Annotated in this window: 18 protein-coding genes and 2 tRNA genes; 16 read left to right on the forward strand and 4 right to left on the reverse strand. The window is 51.7% G+C overall.

The genetic code is table 11. From position 1 onward, the window contains the following. Positions 1–25: 25 nt before the first annotated feature. The 16 genes from atpA (at position 26) to DW082_RS14415 (ending at position 15,150) form a co-directional block, all read left to right on the forward strand. On the forward strand, positions 26–1,606 hold the full coding sequence (gene atpA / locus DW082_RS02000) for a F0F1 ATP synthase subunit alpha (protein ID WP_055202729.1): 1,581 nt from the start codon (positions 26–28) through the stop codon (positions 1,604–1,606). 3 nt (positions 1,607–1,609) lie between these two features. Then, on the forward strand, positions 1,610–2,476 hold the full coding sequence (locus DW082_RS02005) for a F0F1 ATP synthase subunit gamma (RefSeq protein ID WP_055202731.1): 867 nt from the start codon (positions 1,610–1,612) through the stop codon (positions 2,474–2,476). Between the two features lie 464 nt (positions 2,477–2,940). Next, the gene (locus tag DW082_RS02010) at positions 2,941–4,512 is read left to right on the forward strand and encodes an SUMF1/EgtB/PvdO family nonheme iron enzyme (protein WP_055202733.1); all 1,572 of its coding nucleotides are present in this window, start codon (positions 2,941–2,943) and stop codon (positions 4,510–4,512) included. A gap of 60 nt (positions 4,513–4,572) precedes the next feature. Next, on the forward strand, positions 4,573–5,934 hold the full coding sequence (locus DW082_RS02015) for a Gfo/Idh/MocA family protein (RefSeq protein ID WP_118457078.1): 1,362 nt from the start codon (positions 4,573–4,575) through the stop codon (positions 5,932–5,934). A gap of 91 nt (positions 5,935–6,025) precedes the next feature. Further along, the gene (locus DW082_RS02020) at positions 6,026–6,520 is read left to right on the forward strand and encodes a WbuC family cupin fold metalloprotein (protein WP_101571891.1); all 495 of its coding nucleotides are present in this window, start codon (positions 6,026–6,028) and stop codon (positions 6,518–6,520) included. Next, positions 6,517–7,416, forward strand: coding sequence for a sugar phosphate isomerase/epimerase (locus DW082_RS02025; RefSeq protein ID WP_101571893.1), 900 nt, complete (start codon positions 6,517–6,519; stop codon positions 7,414–7,416). The genes DW082_RS02020 and DW082_RS02025 overlap by 4 nt, the downstream gene beginning before the upstream one ends. Before the next feature lie 228 nt (positions 7,417–7,644). After that, on the forward strand, positions 7,645–8,163 hold the full coding sequence (locus DW082_RS02030; protein WP_101571895.1) for a PspC domain-containing protein: 519 nt from the start codon (positions 7,645–7,647) through the stop codon (positions 8,161–8,163). A gap of 4 nt (positions 8,164–8,167) precedes the next feature. Further along, positions 8,168–8,509 (forward strand): PadR family transcriptional regulator, encoded by a 342-nt coding sequence (locus DW082_RS02035; RefSeq protein WP_055202744.1) that lies wholly within the window; start codon positions 8,168–8,170, stop codon positions 8,507–8,509. A gap of 12 nt (positions 8,510–8,521) precedes the next feature. Continuing rightward, the gene (locus DW082_RS02040) at positions 8,522–9,721 is read left to right on the forward strand and encodes a PspC domain-containing protein (RefSeq protein WP_118457080.1); all 1,200 of its coding nucleotides are present in this window, start codon (positions 8,522–8,524) and stop codon (positions 9,719–9,721) included. Between the two features lie 70 nt (positions 9,722–9,791). Beyond that, positions 9,792–10,157, forward strand: a complete 366-nt coding sequence (locus DW082_RS02045) for a LiaF transmembrane domain-containing protein (protein ID WP_118457082.1) — start codon at positions 9,792–9,794, stop codon at positions 10,155–10,157. A 116-nt stretch (positions 10,158–10,273) separates the two neighbouring features. Continuing rightward, positions 10,274–11,254 carry a 6-phosphofructokinase gene (gene pfkA / locus DW082_RS02050; RefSeq protein WP_055202750.1) on the forward strand — a complete coding sequence of 327 codons (981 nt, stop codon included), beginning with the start codon at positions 10,274–10,276 and terminating at the stop codon, positions 11,252–11,254. Between the two features lie 93 nt (positions 11,255–11,347). Then, a complete protein-coding gene (locus DW082_RS02055; RefSeq protein WP_101571899.1) occupies positions 11,348–12,247 on the forward strand; it encodes a cation diffusion facilitator family transporter in 900 nt (299 codons plus the stop codon). Positions 12,248–12,364: 117 nt separating this feature from the next. Next, the gene (locus tag DW082_RS02060) at positions 12,365–13,141 is read left to right on the forward strand and encodes a S1/P1 nuclease (protein ID WP_101571901.1); all 777 of its coding nucleotides are present in this window, start codon (positions 12,365–12,367) and stop codon (positions 13,139–13,141) included. Between the two features lie 172 nt (positions 13,142–13,313). Next, positions 13,314–13,386: transfer RNA gene (locus DW082_RS02065), tRNA-Met, on the forward strand. Between the two features lie 630 nt (positions 13,387–14,016). Further along, positions 14,017–14,577, forward strand: a complete 561-nt coding sequence (locus tag DW082_RS14235) for a hypothetical protein (protein ID WP_147386946.1) — start codon at positions 14,017–14,019, stop codon at positions 14,575–14,577. Between the two features lie 408 nt (positions 14,578–14,985). Then, the gene (locus DW082_RS14415) at positions 14,986–15,150 is read left to right on the forward strand and encodes a hypothetical protein (protein WP_172970727.1); all 165 of its coding nucleotides are present in this window, start codon (positions 14,986–14,988) and stop codon (positions 15,148–15,150) included. 102 nt (positions 15,151–15,252) lie between these two features. Here the strand turns inward: DW082_RS14415 and DW082_RS02075 are convergent. From DW082_RS02075 to DW082_RS02090, 4 genes are all read right to left on the reverse strand, one after another. Continuing rightward, positions 15,253–15,325, reverse strand: a tRNA-Thr gene (locus DW082_RS02075). Positions 15,326–15,492: 167 nt separating this feature from the next. Beyond that, the gene (locus DW082_RS02080; protein ID WP_055202759.1) at positions 15,493–16,260 is read right to left on the reverse strand and encodes a glycerophosphodiester phosphodiesterase family protein; all 768 of its coding nucleotides are present in this window, start codon (positions 16,258–16,260) and stop codon (positions 15,493–15,495) included. A gap of 129 nt (positions 16,261–16,389) precedes the next feature. Further along, on the reverse strand, positions 16,390–18,222 hold the full coding sequence (locus DW082_RS02085; RefSeq protein WP_118457086.1) for a RagB/SusD family nutrient uptake outer membrane protein: 1,833 nt from the start codon (positions 18,220–18,222) through the stop codon (positions 16,390–16,392). A 37-nt stretch (positions 18,223–18,259) separates the two neighbouring features. Then, a complete protein-coding gene (locus DW082_RS02090; RefSeq protein ID WP_182424064.1) occupies positions 18,260–21,421 on the reverse strand; it encodes a SusC/RagA family TonB-linked outer membrane protein in 3,162 nt (1,053 codons plus the stop codon). Positions 21,422–21,453 lie beyond the last annotated feature (32 nt).

A 21,453-nucleotide genomic window follows, 5' to 3' on the forward strand; every position in this document is an offset into this window, starting at 1 on the left:
TTTTTAATCAGTAAACAAAGAAGGTATGTCTGAAAATATAAAGGCAAGCGAGATTTCGGACGTGCTGCGGATGCAGCTCGAGGGAATCGACACCGACCTTCGGTTCGAAGAAGTCGGCACGGTGCTTCAGGTCAGCGACGGCGTCGTCCGGATCTACGGCTTGCAGAATGCTGAGGCCAACGAACTGTTGGAGTTCGACAACGGCATCCGGGCCGTGGTAATGAACCTCGAGGAAGATAACGTCGGCGCCGTGCTGCTGGGCCCGACGGATCAGATCCGCGAAGGAGACACCGTGAAACGCACCAAGCGCATCGCGTCGATCAACGTCAGCGAAGCGATGCTCGGTCGCGTGATCGACCCGCTCGGCAATCCGCTGGACGGCATGGGACTGATCGGCGGCGAAACGATCGAAATGCCGCTGGAACGCAAAGCGCCGGGCGTTATTTTCCGGCAGCCGGTGAACCAGCCGCTGCAAACCGGACTGAAAGCCGTCGACGCGATGATCCCGATCGGCCGCGGACAGCGCGAACTGATCATCGGCGACCGCCAGACCGGAAAAACGGCTATCGCCATCGATACGATCCTGAACCAGAAAAGCAATTTCGAAGCGGGCGACCCGATCTACTGTATCTACGTAGCCATCGGGCAAAAAGGCTCGACCGTAGCCACGATCGTCAACACGCTGCGTGAAAAAGGAGCGATGGACTATACGGTCGTCGTGGCCGCTACGGCTTCCGACCCGGCCGCCATGCAATATTTCGCACCGTTCGCCGGGGCCGCCATTGGCGAATACTTCCGCGACACGGGACGCCACGCGCTGGTCGTTTACGACGACCTGTCGAAACAGGCGGTAGCTTACCGCGAAGTATCGCTGATTCTCCGCCGCCCGTCGGGCCGCGAAGCGTATCCGGGCGATATCTTCTACCTGCACTCCCGTTTGTTGGAACGCGCCGCGAAGATCATCAACCAGCAGGAAGTGGCCGAGCAGATGAACGACCTGCCGCCCAGCCTGCAAGGCAAGGTCAAAGGAGGCGGTTCGCTGACGGCGCTGCCGATCATCGAAACGCAGGCGGGGGACGTAGCCGCCTATATCCCGACCAACGTGATTTCGATCACCGACGGTCAGATCTTCCTCGACACCGACTTGTTCAATCAGGGAAACCGCCCGGCTATCAACGTCGGAATCTCGGTATCGCGCGTCGGCGGTAACGCGCAGATCAAGGCGATGAAAAAGGTGGCCGGCACGCTGAAAATCGACCAGGCCCAGTACCGCGAATTGGAAGCGTTTACGAAGTTCGGCGGCGACATGGATCCGGTGACGGCGCTGACGATCGACAAAGGACAGAAAAACACCCGTCTGCTGGTACAACCGCAATACTCGCCGATGCCGGTCGAACAACAGATCGCCGTACTGTACTGCGGTACGCACGGCCTGCTGAAAGACGTTCCGCTGGATCGGGTGCAGGATTTCGAAACGGCATTGATCAACAACCTGCTGGGCAGCGAAACGCTCGCCACGCTGAAAAAAGGCATCATCAACGACGAGGTAACCGCCAAAATCGAGGAAGTGGCTGCAGCAGTCGCCTCGGCACTTAAAAAGTCATAAGTCATGGCATCGCTGAAAGAGGTCAAGGGAAGAATCGCGTCGGTCAACAGTACGCTGAAAATCACGTCGGCCATGAAAATGGTAGCGTCGGCCAAGTTGCACCGCGCGCAGGGAGCCATCGAAAACATGCTCCCCTACGAGCGGAAGCTGAACGGCATCCTGTCGGGATTCCTGTCGGCCGAAGGTTCGGTCAGTTCTCCCTTTGCCGAAAAGAGGGAAGTGCAGCGGGTGGCTATCGTGGCCGTTTCGTCGAACTCGTCGCTCTGCGGTGCATTCAACGCCAATGTCGCTAAAAAACTGCACGAAACGATCGCCTCTTACGGCAAGCTGAAACGGGAAAACATTCTGATCTTCCCGATCGGGAAAAAAATCGCCGAAGCGACCCGCAAAGAGGGTTTCGAACCGCAGGGCGATTACCAGAAAATGGCTGAGAAACCGACTTACAAAGAAACTTCCGATCTAGCCGCCCGGTTGATGAAAATGTTCGCAAATCACGAGATCGACCGCGTCGAACTGATATACAACCATTTCAAAAGCACGGCCGTACAGGTGCTGACGCGCGAGGAATACCTGCCGATCGACACCGAACAGCAGAAAGGGAAAGGTCTGAGCACGGATTATATCGTCGAACCGGATCGCGAGACGGTCGTCAACACGCTGATCCCGCAGGTGCTGGGGCTGAAAATTTTCACCGTGTTGCTGGATTCGAACGCCGCCGAGCATGCCGCCCGGACAATCGCCATGCAAATGGCGACGGACAATGCGATCGAACTGATCCAGGAACTTACGATCCAGTATAACAAAACACGCCAGCAGTTGATTACGAACGAACTGCTCGATATGATGGGAAGCGAAATCGGCAACGACTGATTTTTCGACATCGCACACCCGACAAAAACGCTTCATGCGATGAAGGCGTTTTTTTATTACCCGAAAAAGCTTCGTATACACGCTGCCGACACAGTGATCGCCCCCGGCCGATCATGTTTAGCAACCGGGACGATCCCGTCGCTGCCGACCGCTTCGAATTATCGATCTTCATTTTACCCCCTAAACATCATAAGAGAAGTTCCGGCTGTCCGCCCATCTCGGAGTCGCTATAGGGGCGAAAAACGAGCCGGGTGGTAGATTTCGAACCGGAATTTCAGCCGAATAACCCCCCGCACATTTTCCGGAAAGAACATCGGCCTCAACCGGAAGTGATTTAGAACGCACTTTAATAAAAATTTTTAGTAAAAGTTTCGGCGATGTTTTGGCTTTTCTGGCATATTTTATATAAATTTGTATTTAAGCTGTGGAGTGTGGCTAATTGAAAATTTTAACTATCAGTTTGTATGTCCGGGAAATCCGAAAAAAAAGAGCATCAGAAAAAAATTATAGGGCTTAGCCGTAAAGGACTCATTTTAACTGTCATAGCGGCGGTTGCCGTCGGAGCGAGCATCACGATCGGATTGAACAGAGTTTACATGCAGAGTTCGACGGACGAGTCGTGCCAGTCGTGCCATGTGCACCCTCAGGCGGATAAAAGCTGGAAACTGTCGTCGCACCACAACAGCAAAAGCGGCGTAGTGACCGGTTGCGCCGAATGTCACCTGCCCCCGAAAGGCTCTTTCAAGCATTTCACGGCCAAAGCGCGGACCGGTTTGAAAGATTTGTGGGCCTACTGGACGAAAGACAGTTCCGAATTCGACTGGGAAAGTAAAAAAGAACTGGACCACGCCGTCACGATCGTCTACAACGAATCATGCAAGGAGTGCCATCAGCAGTTGTTCCCGTCGCGGCTCAGTCAGGAAGGTATCACCGCCCATCTCTACTACGAAGAAAACGAAAAGAAACTCGACCTGCAGTGTATCAGCTGCCATCTGGACGTAGGCCATTACGATCCGAACTATACGCATGCGAAAATGCAGGGCATCCCGCAGCCCGAAGCGAAAAAAGGCGAACCGTTCACCGAAGCGGCTACCGTAACCGCATTCGAGAATTTTACCGAAACCATCCCCGGTACGACCGTATCGTTTGACATGAAAGCGATCCCCGGAGGAACTTTCGCAATGGGCAGCCCGGACGACGAACCGTTCCGCAGGGACGACGAAGGCCCCGTAAAAAAAGTGACCGTTTCGCCGTTCTTTATCGGCGAAACCGAAGTGACCTGGGATCAGTACTGGGCTTTTTACGCCGAGACCATGTCGGAAGGACGCACGCCGCCGGAAAAGGTTTACGCCAACAATTCGAACCCGGAAGTAGACGCGATCAGCGGCCCGACCCCGCCGTTCGGCATCCCCGACCAGGGTTGGGGCAGCGGCAACCGGCCGGCCATCACGATGACCCATTACGCGGCCGAAACGTTCTGCCAGTGGTTGTCGAAAAAAACCGGCAAGAAATACCGTCTGCCGACCGAAGCCGAATGGGAATACGCGACGCGCGGCGGAACGGAAACGCCCTACTTCTTCGCCGGCGATCCGAAGAAACTCTCCGATCAGGGCTTCTGGCGGAAATTCTTCGATGCCGACACGACCAACATAAACCGTTACGTCGTCTATACCAAAAACAGCAAGAACAAAACCCAGGAGCCGTCGTTCGTACAAGCCAACCCGTTCGGGCTTAAAAATACGCTCGGCAACGTAATGGAATACTGTTCGGACTGGTATGCCGAAGACGCCTACGCGAAAATGCCCGACGGCGCAGTCGATCCGAAAGGCCCCGCATCGGGGAAAGAACACGTAGTGCGCGGCGGTCAGTTCTCCGACGACGCGGCGGATCTGCGATCGGCCGCCCGCGGACATACCGAGCACGACAAATGGCTGAAAACCGATCCGCAAAATCCAAAAAGTATCTGGTGGTACTCGGATATCCGCAGCATCGGGTTCCGGGTCGTATGCGAACCCGCCGAGGGTCAGCAACCGTAATCGTCAGAGCTTGTCCGACAAAAAAGAAACCAAATCAATAAAACCTAAACATTAACTATTATGAGCAAGGATAACAAAATTACCAGAAGGGAGTTCCTCTCCTATTCGGCAGTGGCCGGCGTAGCCGGAGCGCTGGGCTTTTCACCGCTTCTTTCCTCGTGCGGAAACAGCAAAAAGACGGCTTACGTACCGTTGAAGGCGCCCGGGGAATATTACATTCCGGAATTGCCCGACAAAGCGGCCGACGGAAAAGAACTGAAAGCCGGCGTGATCGGCTGCGGCGGACGCGGTTCGGGAGCGGCCGAGAACTTTCTGGCCGCCGCCAACGGAGTCACGATCACGGCGCTTGGCGACGTATTCGACGACCGTCTGCAGGGATTGAAAAACACGCTGAAAGACAAATACCAGATCGAAGTAGCCGACGACAAATGCTTCACCGGTTTCGACGCCTATAAAAACGTGATCGATTCCGGCGTAGACGTGGTAATCATCGCCACGCCCCCGTTTTTCCGTCCGGAACACTTCAAATACGCCACCGAAAAAGGGGTACACAGTTTCCTCGAAAAACCGATCTGCGTCGATCCGGAAGGTTACCGCACCGTAATGGCCGCGGCCAAGCAGGCCCAGGCCAAGGGGCTGTGCGTTATCACCGGAACGCAGCGTCACCATCAACGCCCCTACGTAGAATCGTATAAAAAGGTGCAGGAAGGTCTGATCGGCGAAATTACCGGCGGCAACGTCTACTGGAATCAGCCGATGCTGTGGTACCGCAACCGTGAAAAAGGTTGGTCGGACATGGAGTGGATGATCCGCGACTGGGTGAACTGGAAATGGCTTTCCGGAGACCATATCGTTGAACAACACGTTCACAATATCGACGTATTCAACTGGTTCTCGGGTTATAAGCCGAAACGAGCCACCGCTTTCGGAAGCCGCCAGCGCCGCGTGACGGGGGATCAGTACGACAATTTCAGCGTAGATTTCGAATACGACAACGGCGTTCATATGCACAGCATGTGCCGCCAGATCGACGGCTGCGATTCCAACGTCAGCGAATTCATCCAGGGAACCAAAGGATCGTGGAGCAGCACCGACTTCGCCATCCGCGACCTGCAGGGCAACATCGTATGGCAGTACGACAGCGCGACCGAAGATGCCGCCCACCAGCAAAACGACCCGTACACGCTGGAGCATGTCAACTGGATCTCCTGCATCCGCAACAATACCCCGATCGTACAGGCCGAAGAGACCGCCACATCGAATATGTGCGCCATTATGGGCCGGGAATCGGCTTACACCGGCAAGTCGGTCTCTTGGGACGAAATGACGGCATCGCCGCTGAACCTCACGCCTGCCAAGATGGAACTCGGCCCGATGGACATGAGCATCTATACCATTCCCGTCCCGGGCACAGGCAAATAGAACGAACTCCGGCGATCCGGATTCCGGCAATAAAACGGGTATATACATCTATACCCGTTTTTATTCGTTCCGGGAGACAACCTGAAACAAGATGAAACTCATCGATGCCGAACTGTTGAACCGTACCTCCGCCCAGGCCAGAACGGACGACCGTCTCCGAAAGAATTATAACTTTCACGAACGGCCGGACGATCCGGTAAACCGGCTGTTGAATGCGCTCGAACCGGGCAGCTACCTGCCGGCGCACCGCCACCTGAATCCTGCCAAGGACGAGGCGATCGTGGTATTGCGCGGCAGCGTCGCCTCGTTCATTTTCAACGACCGGGGCGAAATTGCCGAATGTGCCGTGATCGACCCGCAGCAAGGCGTTTACGGATTCGACATTCCGGCCGGCGAGTGGCATAGCCTGTTGGTGCTCGAAAGCGGTACGGTCGTCTACGAAGTGAAGCCCGGCCCGTACGTCCCGCTGCAAGAGTCCGACCTGGCGCCCTGGACGCCGCGCACCGGCGATGCCGAGGGAATAGACCGTTACCTGAAACGATTGCAGGACGAATTATCGAACCGAAACAAACAATCAAAAATATGAAAAGAAGAGACTTTTTACGGGCGACGCTGGTCGGCGGAGCCGTCGCAGCGGTCAGTCCGCTGAACATGCTCGCAGGATGCGACAGCACTAAAAAGAAAAAAACGGAACTGAAACTCTCGTTCCAGGAAGGAACCGCTCCCGGTGAAACGCTGGAGCAGAAATTCGATTTCATGGAACAGAACGGCGTGGTCGGCTTCGAACCCGGCGGAGCCGGCTTGGCCGCACGGGTCGGCGAACTGCAAAAACTGCTGCAAGGACGCAACATCAAGGTCAGCGCGATCTGCGCCGGTTTCCAGGGCTTCATTCTGTCGGAAGACGAAGCCGTGCGGCAACAGTTCGACCAAACGATGCGCGAGATCATCGCTGCGGCCGGCGAACTCGGCTCGACGGGCGTCATCATGGTTCCGGCTTTCAACGGGCAGGTTCCCGCAATGCCGCACACGATGGACACCCGCAATTACTTGGTAGACCAGCTCCGCCAGTTGGGCGATTACGCGGTACAGTGCGGCACGACCGTCATTCTCGAACCGTTGAACCGCAACGAGGCATTCTACCTGCGCCAAGTGGGCGACGCCGCCTCGATCTGCCGCGATGCGAAACATCCCGCCGTGAAATGCATGGGCGACTTCTGGCACATGACTTTCGAAGAACCTTCCGACTACGGGGCCTTCTTCTCCGCCGGCGAGCACCTGCAACACGTACACATCGCCAGCCGCGGCACCCGCAACACGCCCGGCGAAGACGGCGACGTAGACAACTACGTGGACGGCTTCCGCGCCCTGAAAGCGATGAATTACCCGAATTACGTCAGCTTCGAATGCGGCTGTAAAGGAGACAGGACGCAGAGCGTTCCGGCTGCGCTGAAACTGATCCGCGAACAGTGGGACATGGCCTAAACCGGTCGGTTCCTCGCACTGATTCGGGAATTATTTTCTTTTTCTGAAAAATAATTCCGATCTCATTTCCAAATAAAAGCCTTACAATAAGCATATTGTAAGGCTTTTGTCGTTTACGCACCGGAATAGATTGAGAAAAACATGGTACTTTGTATTGCAAAGTATAATTTTATTCCATATATTTGTCGTATCCATTCAAATATCGTTTAATCTCAAAAAAGCGACATCATGAAAAAGACCGTAAACGTAAACATAGGAGGCGCTCCGTTCATCGTGGACGAAGACGCCTACGGCATGCTGAAAAAATACCTGAACGAAATCGAAATCCGTCTGGACGGCGTAGACGACAAAGAGACGATGCAGGACATCGAGATACGGATCGCCGATATTTTCAACGGCGCGATTTCGGCCCAGTCGCAAGTCGTGGACGCGGCGCTGGTCAAACGGGCGATCGCGATCATCGGCAGCGCCCGCGAGTTCGGGGAACCGCGCCGCAGTCTCCCGGACCAAGAACCCGGACCGGGACCCGATCGGCAGCGCCGGCTTTACCGGAGCCGCCGTGAGAAGATCATCGGCGGCGTATGCGGCGGTATCGCCGAGTACTCGGAAATCGATCTTACGTTGGTCCGGGTCCTTATGGCGCTGTTCATCATTTTCGGAGTCGGCCTGATGGTCTACATCGTCATGTGGATCATCATCCCGCTGGAACCGGCAAAACAAGAGAACTATAACGAATACAGGAGGTAAGGCCATGACAGAACTGAATATAGACAATATCAAGGCCCAGATGCGGAAAGGGATCCTGGAGTATTGCATCCTGTCGATCATATCGCGCAACGACGCCTATGCTTCATCGATCATCGCCGAGCTGAAGGCCGCCGAAATGATCGTGGTGGAAGGGACGCTCTATCCGCTGCTCACCCGGCAGAAAAACCAGGGGCTTCTTTCGTACCGCTGGGAAGAATCGCCGCAAGGACCGCCCCGCAAATATTATTCGATCACGCAGAAAGGCCGAGAATGCCTCGAACAACTCGACATCGCATGGAGTGAACTGATCTCGCAGATCCGGATCATCCGCGACGGAAACCGTTAAAACCCGACAGCCATGAACAACACGATCAATGTCAGCATCGCCGGCATCGCTTTTATCCTCGAAAACGAAGGATACCGGCTTTTGAAAGACTACCTGGTACGGATCGAGGTAGGATACAAAGGAAATCCGGACGGCCCCGAAATCCTGTCGGATATCGAAGCCCGCATCAGCGAACTGATCCTGAACGAACAGGACGCCGACACGGTGGTCACCGCCGAGCGAATCCGTACCATTATCGGCCAACTGGGTCTGCCCGACGGCATGGATACGCGCACGCCGGCAGACAACATTCAGGCAGACAGCGTTCCATCCGACAACTTCGCGCGACGGCTCTACCGCAACCCCGACGGAGCCAAACTCGGCGGCGTGTGCAACGGAATAGCCACCTATTTCCGGGTAGACCCGACCCTGGTGCGCCTGATTTTCTGCTCGCCGCTGTTGATCTTGGTCTGCATCAGCGTCATCCCGTTTCTGAATATGTTTTGCGGATTTTTCGGGGTGTTGATCGGCGTCAGTTCCCTGCTCTACCTGATCCTGTGGTTCTCGATCCCGAAAGCGCGCACGCCGCGCCAAAGGCTGGAGATGAGCGGGGAAAAAATCACCGCCTCGTCGATCCACCGTAACATCAGCGAAGATCTGAACAGCGCCCATCCTTCGCCGAAAAACGAACGGACGGCCTCGGTATTTTCCGAGTTGCTTTATGTTCTGGGCCGGGTATTGCTGTTTTGCATCAAGGCCTTCGTTCTGATCGTAGGCGGCATTCTGGCGCTGAGCATCATCGCAGCCGTCGTCGCCGTCATTTCATTCCTGATCGGCGGATCGATCGTCGGAATGCCGTTCCACATCGCCGGCACCCAGAGCGTCCTGCTGGTGATCCTGTTGCTGCTGGTGTTCGTCCTGCCGGTTTTCATCGTCATCTACCTGCTGATGAAACTGGTTTTCGACCTGCCGAGTCGGAAAACGACCCTGTCCGTGCTGTTCGGTATCTGGATTCTAATCCTGATCTATATCGGCGTATACGTCGTAAGGAATTACGACCGCTTGGAAGAAGCGGTGCGAAAAGACAACATCGAACTCTTTTTCAATGTAACCCGGAGCGTGACCGTCATCCCGACTCCGACGATCGTCAACGATACGGTGCGCGTCGAAACGGTTTCAATAGGCGACTCGACGGCCACCGACACCGTTCGCATCGAATATTATACGGAATAAAACGGAAAACGGGGGGCGCGTCGGCAGATCCCGACGGCCGACCCGACACAACCCAATAACTACCATCGGCATGGAAATCATCGAAAACGACAAACCCGGACGCAACCGAACGGTTGAAATAATCCGTCCGCGCAATCTTTTTATCGGGATCATCCTGATCCTCGCAGGCATCCTGTGGCTGCTGAACAACTTCGGGCTGCTATCCGACAGCGCATTCGAGCTGATCTTCTCCTGGCACATGCTGGTCGTTCTGATCGGAACCTACCTGCTTTCGCTGAGCCGGTGGATCCCGGGCGGCATCGTCACGGCGATCGGAATCCTGCTGCTGCTGGTCGACCGGCTGTGCCTGGATATCCCGTTCGAAAAGATCATTTTCCCCCTTCTTTTCATCTTCGCAGGAATTTTCTTTATTCTGAACTGCAGAAACCGGAATTAACGTTCCGGTTTCTTCTTTTCTTTCCGTTCAAAAAATCAGGCATCCAATGTGCAGGGGAATTGATTAATTACTATTTTTGTAACGGATAAAGATTGAACCGAAAAGGAGGAACGATTATGGAAGGAAAGAAATGCGTGGGTATTCTGACGTCGGGCGGAGACGCCCCGGGTATGAATGCGGCCATCCGTGCCGTGACGCGGGCGGCTATTTACAACGGATTCGACGTAAAAGGGATCATGAGAGGATACAAAGGCCTGATAACCGATGAGATCATTCCGTTCCAGACCCAGAATGTCAGCAACATCATCCAGCAGGGAGGAACCATCCTCAAAACTGCGCGCTGCGAGGAGTTCCGGACGCCGGAAGGCCGGAAGATCGCTTACGACAACATCATAAAGCACGGCATCTCGGCGCTGGTCGTAATCGGCGGGGACGGGTCGCTGACCGGAGCGCGGATTTTCGCTTCCGAATACAATTTCCCGATCGTAGGAGTGCCGGGAACGATCGACAACGACCTGTTCGGCACCGATACGACCATCGGGTACGATACCGCTCTGAACACCATCGTAGAATCGGTCGATAAGATCCGCGACACGGCGACCTCGCACGAACGCATTTTCTTCATCGAGGTCATGGGCCGCGAAGCCGGATTCCTCGCGCTGAACGGAGCCATCGCTTCGGGAGCCGAAGCGGCCATCATCCCGGAAATCGCGACGGAAGTCGACCAACTGGGCGAATTCATCCAACAGGGATTCCGCAAATCGAAGAACAGCAGCATCGTCCTGGTGGCCGAAAGCGAACTGACCGGCGGCGCCATCGGACTGGCCGAACGGGTCAAGAACGAATTTCCGCAGTACGATGTCCGCGTAACGATCCTGGGACACATTCAGCGCGGCGGTTCGCCGTCGGCCAGCGACCGGATTCTGGCGAGCCGGCTCGGAGAAGCCGCCATCAACGCCCTGCTCGAAGACCAGCGCAACGTAATGGTCGGCATCCAGAACGATGAACTGGTTTACATCCCGTTCAGCAAAGCGATCAAAAACCAGAAACCGATCAAACGGGAGCTGTTGAATACGCTGAGAACGCTTTCGATCTAAACCGGAACGGGAGACGGCTGTTCCGTCTTAAACATACAGGCAGCCGGCCCTTCTTCCGAAGAGCCGGCTGCCCTGCTTATAAAACAAAACATCATGGCACACACGCACAATCATTCGGTCGATCACCTGAACCGGGCTTTCATGCTGGGCATTCTGCTGAATCTGGTTTTCGTAGCCGTCGAGTTCGGCGCGGGACTCTTTCTGGACTCCGTCGCCCTGATCTCCGACGCGGGGCACAACCTGAGCGACGTCGTCAGCCTCGTCCTATCGCTGCTGGCATTCCGGCTCGCCCGGCTGAAACCGACCCCGAAATACACTTACGGATACAAAAAAAGCACGGTGCTGGTCTCGCTGCTGAATGCATGTATCCTGCTGGTGGCCGTCGGCGTCATCTTTGCCGAAAGTATCGACAAGCTGAAAAATCCGACTCCGATCGCCGGGGGCAGCGTCGCCTGGGTCGCCGGCGTGGGAATCGTCATCAACGCCTTTACCGCATGGCTATTTCTGAAAGACAAGGAGAAAGATCTGAACGTCAAAGGCGCCTACCTGCACATGGCGGCCGATACGCTGGTTTCGGTCGGCGTACTGATTTCGGGCATCGTCATCAGTTTTACGGGATGGTACGTCATCGACCCCATCATCGGCATGGTGATCGCCGTAGTCATCCTGATCTCGACCGCGCATTTGCTGCACGACAGCCTGCGTCTGTCGCTGGACGGCGTCCCGACCGGGATCGACAGCGAGCGGATCCGGAAAGAGATCCTCGATGCGGACCCCGGAATCGCAAACGTCCACCACCTGCACATCTGGGCCATCAGCACGACCGAGAACGCCCTGACAGCCCACATCGCCGTTCGCGACACGGAACAAATTCCAGCGCTCAAGCACCGGATCAAACACCTGCTCGAACACACGGGAATCACCCACGCCACCCTGGAATTCGAACGGCCGGAAGAGACGTGCGACGACCCGGGATGCAATCCTCCCTGCTGATATCGGAACCGGAATGTCTTTTTTCGGCCGGAAATCCGAGCAAAACATCGTCGCAGTCCGAATTATTTCTATCTTTACGATGAAATCATCGTTAAACCCGAATATATAAAAAGCGCTATGAAGAAACTTCTGATCGCGGCGTTCCTGCTGGCGGCCGTTCCTTTCTCTTCGTTCGGATGGAACAAATTGGGCCACGACATTTCGGCGGCCATCGCACAACAAAACATGACAAAAAAAGCGAAAAAGAACATCGCCAAATACCTCGAAGGACACGACATCATCTATTACGCCTCGTGGATGGACTACCTCGGCTACGTTACCAAAAGCGGCTACTCGAACGAATGGTTCGACCATTGCGTTCCGGTCAACAAGGATTTCGAATATGCGGAAGGCGACTTCCCAGGCGATGCGCTGATGGCCGTAGAAAAAGCGATCGACCGGATGAAGGATGGCAAGTACAAGAGCATGGACGATTCGACCGTATTGCTGCTGATCAAACACCTGGTTCACTTCCTGCCCGACATGCACTGTCCGGCTCACGTCATTTACAATTACCGCCCGTCGAACTACTGGCTGAAAGTGGACGGCGAGGCGATTCTGTTCCACAGCGTATGGGACGACATGCCTTCGCTCGGCCCCCACGCATGGAGCGTTACGGAATGGTGCGAACAACTGGATCGCTGTTCGAAAGCCGAAAAGGCCGAAATGGTCAGCGGGACTCCCAGGGAGTGGGTGAGCGACAATGCCCGCAACTGCATCGTCGCTTACGACATCGTAAGACCCGACACGGAACTTTCCGACACGGAACGCTACGAAGGCAACCTGCTGGCCGAAAAGCAACTGCTCAAAGGCGGCTATCGGCTGGCTTACGTACTGAACCTGATTTTCGGATAAAGCGTCTGGAAACCGGTGCGCCGCATCCGGCAATCCGGCACGCAATCATTCCATATTCGATATAAACAAATAACAACCAGCCTATTGTGCGCAACACCCCTTCGGCACGCGCCAAATAAAGCCGATATTTTTTGCGGATTTGTTTTTTTTGGTTATCTTTGTACCATAATACCGCGGGGTGGAGCAGTTGGCAGCTCGTTGGGCTCATAACCCAAAGGTCGGAGGTTCAAGTCCTTCCCCCGCTACTAAGACAGACAAGGCTCTCATATATGAGAGCCTTGTCTGTCTTATGAAAGTATTACGAGATCTTTGATTTGAACCGGCGCCTCGTTTACCTGAGAATCTTATGTAGAATTCGATTGCAAAATTACTCGGCTCGTGAGGAGACAATCTCTTCCTTACGATATACTGATCGTTATAAACCCCGTTTATCCTTTCGAAATCTTTCAAGATGTATTTCCCTGTCGAAACGTCCATAACGCTCCAGAGATCGTCTTTCAGAATCAGAACATGATTTTCGGGCAGGTAAGTCTTGGCGACTCCCCCTACCCACCCATCCGAATAGTAAGGATTGGTTATCCGGTTATCCATCTCGTCGTAGACGGGCGGTATCAATATCTCCCTTTAGCATTCATCAAACCGAATTCTTTACCGTCATACGGATCGCCGTCAACGACGAGATAGTAATTGCCGTTCTCATCCGGGATATAAGTATATATAAAAGGCGTTATTTCACCGCTGCTCAACACCAGAGCCTACATGTCGTCGAAGTCCTGTATAATGCCCAGCCCATTCTTGTAAAAATCAATGTCCTTATATATCGGCGGAATAATTTCGGTATAGTCTATGTCGATTGCGACCTGGACCTGGGTTCGATGACTCTGCTCGACGGCACCTACTACATTCTCTCCAGACGGATGTTCGACATGACGAATTTCAGAGACTGGACAGATAAGTTTTACGCTTTTTCGAAAACAGGGGAGAAACTCTCAGAAATCGACATCTCGCAAGTATTTACCAGCTATCACTACCTGCATTGTCAGAACGACACGCTCGTCGCCCGAATAGGTAGCCGCAAAGGAGCCAGAACCCTGTATTTCGACAAACGCGGGCAGAGCTGGAACCTTTCGGGAAAGCAGCGTCTCTGTTCAAGGAAAATATTACGTATCCAATTTTCTGGGACACGTGCGCGGACATTCGACCCTGTACAAAATAGAAGATCCTCGAAGCATGAACATCTACACGGGAGACAGACCGAAAGCCGACAAACTCATCGACCAGAGAGAGTGCAAATCGACCGAGGCATGAAAAAATGGCTGGACATCATCGGGCGCCCACGAACCATGGAATTGCTCTCTTCCTTCGTCCGGAACAACCGGCTGTTGCACCTCTTCGGACGACAACGACGTGTATATATGCCAATCGGCGGACGATGATTCCGTGATCGACGAAACGAAAAACAGCCGCATCCAGCATGTCTATCGCTTTAAAATTCCGATGCACAACAATCCGTGGATAAAATTCAGCCGGACGAACTACCGCCAGTTAAATCTGCACACGGACCCAAACGATGTCGGCGTCATTATGGAAATTCCCCCCCTCCACGATTTTCGTACACTATATTATCCGCAAAAACAGGCGACTTGCGAATTCTTAATGCAAAATAAGAGTATAGCATAATTACAGCTTTTCGCCGACCGATCGACCGCTAACGCAAAAAATCGATACCGTCCGGCAAAAGGCCGGCTAACCCTTTTCCCGAGAATATTCCCTGTCCGCAGCCGGTGTAGTACGTATTTTGCATGTCTTCATGCAGAATTATTCATTAATAAAATAAAACAGCCATGAAAGAGAATTGTAACACATGCGATCCTTGTGAGGAAAATTTCTGGAACGAAGTAAAAGAGATCGTCGACAACGTGAAAAATTACACGAAGAAAGACCACGAAGAAAAAAAGAAAGAGGTGCAGGACGCTTTTTCCGAAGAAGAAAGCAAAAACGGCAAATAACTGCCCACGCAAAAACGGCAACAAAGCTTTCCCTCAGGGAGAACAAACTTACCGGGCCAAAACAAAAGAAGAAGGAACGTTTTCACGTTCCTTTTTCTTTTGAGCCACAAGTGGGACTCGAACCCACGACCTTTTCGTTACGAATGAAATGCTCTACCGACTGAGCTATTGTGGCAAATCCAAACGATCGTGCTCCCACAACCGGATTTAGCGAGTGCAAATTTCGTAAAATTAATCGAATTATCCGCAAAATCTTGCGACTTTTTTACCTCGCCACCGCTCTTTTTCCCGAAAAATCCGAAACAAGAAGACCGACGATCGTTTATCCGACACGATCCTTTGCTATTCGGCCAACAATTTCTGCAACATAACGGGCTCGTCCGTCGTAATATAAGTAACGCCTTTACCGATCAACCATTTCATATTCGGCTCGTCGTCGACGGTCCAAACATTGACTTCCAACCCCAATTGTTTCGCTTCGTCGAACCACTCTTCATGGGCCCGCATCGCACCTATATGATAATCCAATCCGGTATACCCCTTGTCGGAGAGCTGTTTCGGGGTCAGATCGCTGCCAAGATAAGCCACCTTCGCTTTCGGCGACAACGCGATCAGGCGCTCGCAGACATTTTGACTGAACGAAATATATTCGACCAACTTATCCATCTTGTTTTTTTTCACCAGTTTCAACACAGCATCGACTGCCGCCGCCTCCTTCTCCTGGGTATTATGCGACTTGATCTCGATAATCAATTTCGTATGTTTCTGTTTACGCGCAATCGCAAGAAGCTCGTCCAGCGTCGGAATTGCTTCTCCGTTCGATAATTTGCAATCTTTCAAAGCCGCGTATGTGCTTTCGTCGATCCGCTTCCCGTCGATCGTCGGATCATGATGCACGACGACGACTCCGTCCGTCGTAATATACACATCGCATTCCGATCCCCTGGCTCCGATCTCAATCGCCTTTTTCAACGACGCGACCGAATTCTGAGCGGAACCCTCCGCCTTCCAATACCCCCGGTGCGCAACCACTTCCGTCGCAGGCTTTGCCCCGGCACCGACGATACCACACATAGCCACAACACTTAATAAAATCTGTTTAATTCCCATTTTATGCTTTTATTTATGTTCTATTCAGAGAGTAAATATAATGATTATAGCGAAAATAATCAACAACGCCTAAAATAAAAGAAACGGAAACCCGTTGGTTTCCGTTTCTTTATCATGTAGACGATCGACTTATTCGGGAGATTCGTAGCCCGGATTCTGCCAGTTCGTCCCGGTAAGTTTATACATCTTATTCACTTCGTCCGTAGGCAACGGGAAAAGCAGATAAGTATCCGCATTCGATTTGCGTTCGCTGACAACAAAACGTTTATAAGTAAACGTATTATCATCGTTCTTGGTCGCCCGCATACCCGTTACGACCGTTTCGGTTTTGTCAAGGATCTTCCAACGCCGGATATCATAGAAACGAAGCGGTTCAAAAGCGAATTCCACCCGACGTTCATTCCAGACTCTATCCCTGAACACATCCCTATCCGTAGTATATTCGTCTCTGACACCCGGCATACCGGCTCTCGAACGGATTGCATTGACAGCCTCTACGGCAGACATTGCAGGCTGTCCGCTATATCCTTCTACCTGCTGAGTCGGGCTATAAGCTTCATTGGCCGCTTCTGCGAAGTTCAGATAAAGCTCTGCCAACCGGAATCTACGTACATATCCGGTAACAGGCGTTTCATAAGATGAAGTATGTTTGTCGTACTTTCTCATGTAATAACCCGTTCTCGTATTCCGAATGGTCGTTTTATCAATTGCGCAGGAACTGTCTTTCGGCGCATTGTCATAAATTTTCACGAGTTCGTCCGGATCGTCCCAATGGCGCTGTGCTCCATTGAAATAAACGGATTGATAGAAACGAGGATCGCGGTTCTCATAAGGATTCTGATCGTCGTATCCGGCAGCTTCATTGAAGTTCGGTTGCAAATGAGAGTCATCTTTATAATATTTGCCATCCCCTGTTTTCTTAAGAATCGGGTGTCCATCGGCCGTTTCATAAGAGTCGATCAACTCCTGTGTCGGGCTGATTCCGGCAGAAGACTGTTTGGGATTAGTCGGAAGACCGTAACCATTCCAAACCGAAATCCCGGCAACACCGTAAATCGTTTCCTTGTCACTCGGACGGTCGTAATCGTACGGAGTGAAGAAATAATAATCATAAGCGCCCTTCGAATCGGTCTCGATGATCGGCAGACGGGTAAACAACGAATAATCGTGAGCCAGACATTGGTCGAGCGCTTCCTTCGTAATTTTAGCGGCATCCTCCCAGGTATAAGGATTTCCTTCTTCATTTTTGTGAAGCGGACTTACAGCCAGCATAATCGCTTCCGAACGGATAGCATAGGCCAATGCGCGGTGCATCATATTGGCATAGTTCGAGCCCAATACCCAACGGAATCCTTTGCTCGTATAAGACATATCCTCGGCTCCCGGAGCTGCAAGAGCATCATCGGTATCCTGCAGAATCTGCTTAACGATTTCCCAGACTTTAGCACGCCTGTCGGAAGAAAAATCGTGATCATAAGAATATGGCTCCGTAATCAACGGAACACCGCCGTAATCTCTGATTAGCGTCAAATAATAATAAGCGCGTAATGCCTTGGCTTGAGCGATCCAGCCTTTCTTTTCCTCCTCCTGAGCATAGGCGGTCGCATTCGGCAATGCCTGAATAAAAACATTGCAATAACGGATTCCGACAAACGCATTGCCCCAAGATCCTCCCAGCGGCCATTGAGTAGCACTGACCAAACCAGAGTACCAGTAAGTAACTCCAGAATTTGCCAGGTAATCATATGCGTCCTGCGCATCGTCCGTATAAGATATCACTCCAAAATTCGGACCGGAAACGTAATTATAGCAAGTATTCAGATAACCGATCGTTCTGTTCCGATCCGACCAGATACTCTCGTAACTGATACGTCCGTCATCCGGCAGATCGAGTGCATCCTTGCAAGAGGAAAGCCCTCCGGCAACAAATGCTGCAAAAAGAAGATATATATGTTTTTTCATACAATTTTTTTTTACTCGTTAAAAGAACTTTTACTGGTTAGAAAAGAACACTGACACCTACGTTATAAACACGGTAGGCAGGAATGGTATACAAACCGCCGTATTCCGGTTCAATATCCTTGTTTTTCATGCGGCCCCAGGTAACCAGGTTCTGTCCGCTAAGCGAGAACCGAATTTTATCCGCAGAAATCTTCTTCGATACATTCAACGGCAATGTATAAGCGATCTCCACATTCTTCAACCGAAGGAATGCCCGGTCGTTCCAGTTATAGGAATTATTACGCATATCGCTCGAGGTCTGACTATTGGACAAAGCCGGAGCCGTAATCTCTTTCCCTGCGGCATACCTTTCAGGCGTCCAGGCGCCTTCATGCAACCGGGTATAGATCCCTTCGTAGTTAAGATGCCATGTACTGCTTTCGAATCCCCCCGTTCTGGCTACGCCCTGGAAAAGGAAGCTAAACTCCAGATTCTTGTATTTGAATCCGCCATTGAAAGCGTAGAATACCTGCGGTATGCCACCGTATCCGAAAGGAACCTGATCTTTCTCATCGATGATATAGTCTCCGTTTATATCCTTGAAGATCAAATCGCCGACCCTGGGAGAAGGCATGTTCCATCCGTAAGTACATTCGTAACGATCGATTTCTTCCTGCGAATTGAAATAACCATTACCGTTGCTATAATCAACCATCAATCCGAAAGAAGTTCCGAGCGGGAATCCTTCCTCTTTACGTCTGTAAGAATAGCTTTCACCCAGTTCGGTTTCGTCTTTGTAAATAACCTTATTACGGGCATAGCTAACCCAACCGCCTACGTTAAAACTCCAGTCCGCATTGATCCGTTTGTAGTAGTTAGCCGACAGATCATAACCTTTGTTCTCGTAAACACCGACTTGCGTAGCAGGATAATTGTTGATGGGAATACCCTGATAACTCGGAATCGTCGAGGTCGCATGGATCAGCATATTATCCATCCGTTCTTTGAAATAGTCGAAAGAGAACGTAAACCCGTTGAACAATCCTACGTCGATACCGTAATTTTGTTTGAGCATCGTTTGTGCCTGAAGCAAAGCATATCCCTTTTTATTTTCCCATGTAGAATAAGCCAACACGGGAACCGAACCGCCAGTACCAAACTGGTTCTCATCCAAGTAACCATGACGTCCGTTCTGCAAATCGTCCTCGGCAGTACGTCCGTAAGAAGCACGGATTTTAAACTCGTTCAGCCATTTCACATTTTTCATAAAATGTTCGTTCGCCAGATTCCACGCGCCGGAAATAGCGGGCGTAGCGATCCAACGGCGATCGGGAGCGAACTGCTCGGTCGCAGAATAACCCAGATCGACTTTTACGAAATAACGGTTGTCATAACCATAGGCAGCCTCGACGCCGGACAACACCGTATTGAAAGGCAAAACATTATTGGAAGACCCCATATCCGCCTTAGACAGGTTCTGGTAGTAAATAAAAGCGGTAGCCTGTACATTATGTTTTCCAAAAGTACGCTGATAATCCAAATAAGCCCGATAATCCAAATGATAGTAAGAAGAATAACCTTTCCCGTAACTCAGTTCGGAATCTTTCGTCGTACCGATCGTTTCGAAAGCGAGTACGGACGGATCGTCGGTCGTTTTCCTCTTAACAAGTTCATTGCTCTGAATAGCGGTAAGAGAATTGTAACCATAAGTCTGGTAAGCGATATATCCGCCTAATTTCAACCCTTTGGTCACGAAACTCAGATCCAGATCCAATCCGAACTGGGAATTGATGTTCACGGAAGTAGCCTTATTATAACCCATCCGGTTCAACACTCCGTAAATCGAATAAGTATTCTTCTCTTCAACGACCAACTTTCCTCCAGGATCCAACATCGTTCCGTCTGTCGGGTCATATACGGCAGGCGTCAACGGACCGTAAACATTCGCTCCACGATAATACATATTTTGGAACAATGTCTGATCCACGTTATAAAAGAGACCCGTGCCCGGAGTACGATCACGTCTTACGGTACCGCTCAACCGAAGGTATGAGCTCAGGTATTTGTTCACCTTAATATCTACGTTCGTGCGGTAATTGAACCAGTTCGTATTGAACCCGGACTTATAACGTTCATTGGTCACTTTATACTGACCTCCCTGGTGCATGAAATTCACCTGTGTGAAATAAGTGAACTTATCCGAACCACCGGTAACGTTTACATTGGCCCGCGACATGGTAGTTAATTTCTTATAGAACATATCGCGCCAGTTGTTATCCGGATACAGATCCCTGTTTTCTCCGGAGATATAATTGGCGATGTCAAGAGACGAGTAAACAGGCGTTTTACCCAAGCTCGGATTATCGTTATAGGTAGCTTCGTTCTTTAATGTAGCATATTCCCACGAATGTAAGAATTTCGGAGAAATCGTCGGCTGCTGTACCGACTGATCATAAGAAACATCGATCCGAACCGGCCCCTTCTTACCTCGTTTCGTCGTAATTACGATCACACCGGCATTTCCCTTAACCCCGTACAAAGCCTGCGTAGAAGCATCTTTCAACAAAGTAATCGATTCGACCTCTTTTGCAGTCAGATAGCGCAAAACATCGTTACTATTATAAGAAGACATCACGCCATCGATCATAATCAACGGGGCCTGCCACCCATTCTGCGGATTCGAAGCGCCGCGGATCAACATATTAACCGTCTCATTACCAAGTACAAAGTTATTTTCCCGTACCATCAAGTTGGTCACAAAACCGTTCATAGCAGCACCGAAACTCGAAACGGGAGCGGCTTCCATCGGAGTTCCTTTCACAGAGCTAACAGCTCCGGAGATTGCTCCCCGCCGTTGCTGAACGAAACCCATGTCTATGATCTCATCGCTTTTCAAAGCGTCGGGTTCCAATTTCGCATCGATTGTTTCCTTCTCTGCGATGGCCACCTTTTTATCTTTATAACCGAGATAAGAAAAAACGATATCCTTACTCCCATCGTCCACTGTCAGCATATAGGAGCCTTCAATATCTGTCGAAGTTCCGTTCTTTCCCGTCTCGGAATTAACGACCACTCCGGACAGCGGCTTGCCAAACTCGTCCGTTACGACACCCTTGATGGTATAGACGGTTGACGACTGCGCACTGACTTTAGCCCCGAATGCACTCAAAAACATGCATGTGAGCAACAGCGCTATTTTAATATTTACTTTATGTCTCATATTATTTATCATTTAATCGTTTACACAACCCG

This window comes from Alistipes sp. AF48-12, assembly GCF_003477565.1.
GTDB classification, from domain to species: domain Bacteria; phylum Bacteroidota; class Bacteroidia; order Bacteroidales; family Rikenellaceae; genus Alistipes_A; species Alistipes_A hominis.

Bases quoted from the DNA above. Each gene is read 5' to 3' on its own strand.
- DW082_RS02015 (WP_118457078.1), top strand. From the start codon at position 4,573: ATGAGCAAGGATAACAAAATTACCAGAAGGGAGTTCCTCTCCTATTCG.
- DW082_RS02010 (WP_055202733.1), top strand. From the start codon at position 2,941: ATGTCCGGGAAATCCGAAAAAAAAGAGCATCAGAAAAAAATTATAGGG.
- DW082_RS02020 (WP_101571891.1), top strand. From the start codon at position 6,026: ATGAAACTCATCGATGCCGAACTGTTGAACCGTACCTCCGCCCAGGCC.
- DW082_RS02030 (WP_101571895.1), top strand. From the start codon at position 7,645: ATGAAAAAGACCGTAAACGTAAACATAGGAGGCGCTCCGTTCATCGTG.
- DW082_RS02060 (WP_101571901.1), top strand. From the start codon at position 12,365: ATGAAGAAACTTCTGATCGCGGCGTTCCTGCTGGCGGCCGTTCCTTTC.
- DW082_RS02080 (WP_055202759.1), bottom strand. From the start codon at position 16,260: ATGGGAATTAAACAGATTTTATTAAGTGTTGTGGCTATGTGTGGTATC.
- DW082_RS02025 (WP_101571893.1), top strand. From the start codon at position 6,517: ATGAAAAGAAGAGACTTTTTACGGGCGACGCTGGTCGGCGGAGCCGTC.
- DW082_RS14415 (WP_172970727.1), top strand. From the start codon at position 14,986: ATGAAAGAGAATTGTAACACATGCGATCCTTGTGAGGAAAATTTCTGG.
- DW082_RS14235 (WP_147386946.1), top strand. From the start codon at position 14,017: ATGACTCTGCTCGACGGCACCTACTACATTCTCTCCAGACGGATGTTC.
- DW082_RS02005 (WP_055202731.1), top strand. From the start codon at position 1,610: ATGGCATCGCTGAAAGAGGTCAAGGGAAGAATCGCGTCGGTCAACAGT.
- DW082_RS02045 (WP_118457082.1), top strand. From the start codon at position 9,792: ATGGAAATCATCGAAAACGACAAACCCGGACGCAACCGAACGGTTGAA.
- DW082_RS02085 (WP_118457086.1), bottom strand. From the start codon at position 18,222: ATGAAAAAACATATATATCTTCTTTTTGCAGCATTTGTTGCCGGAGGG.
- atpA (WP_055202729.1), top strand. From the start codon at position 26: ATGTCTGAAAATATAAAGGCAAGCGAGATTTCGGACGTGCTGCGGATG.
- pfkA (WP_055202750.1), top strand. From the start codon at position 10,274: ATGGAAGGAAAGAAATGCGTGGGTATTCTGACGTCGGGCGGAGACGCC.
- DW082_RS02090 (WP_182424064.1), bottom strand. From the start codon at position 21,421: ATGAGACATAAAGTAAATATTAAAATAGCGCTGTTGCTCACATGCATG.
- DW082_RS02040 (WP_118457080.1), top strand. From the start codon at position 8,522: ATGAACAACACGATCAATGTCAGCATCGCCGGCATCGCTTTTATCCTC.
- DW082_RS02055 (WP_101571899.1), top strand. From the start codon at position 11,348: ATGGCACACACGCACAATCATTCGGTCGATCACCTGAACCGGGCTTTC.
- DW082_RS02035 (WP_055202744.1), top strand. From the start codon at position 8,168: ATGACAGAACTGAATATAGACAATATCAAGGCCCAGATGCGGAAAGGG.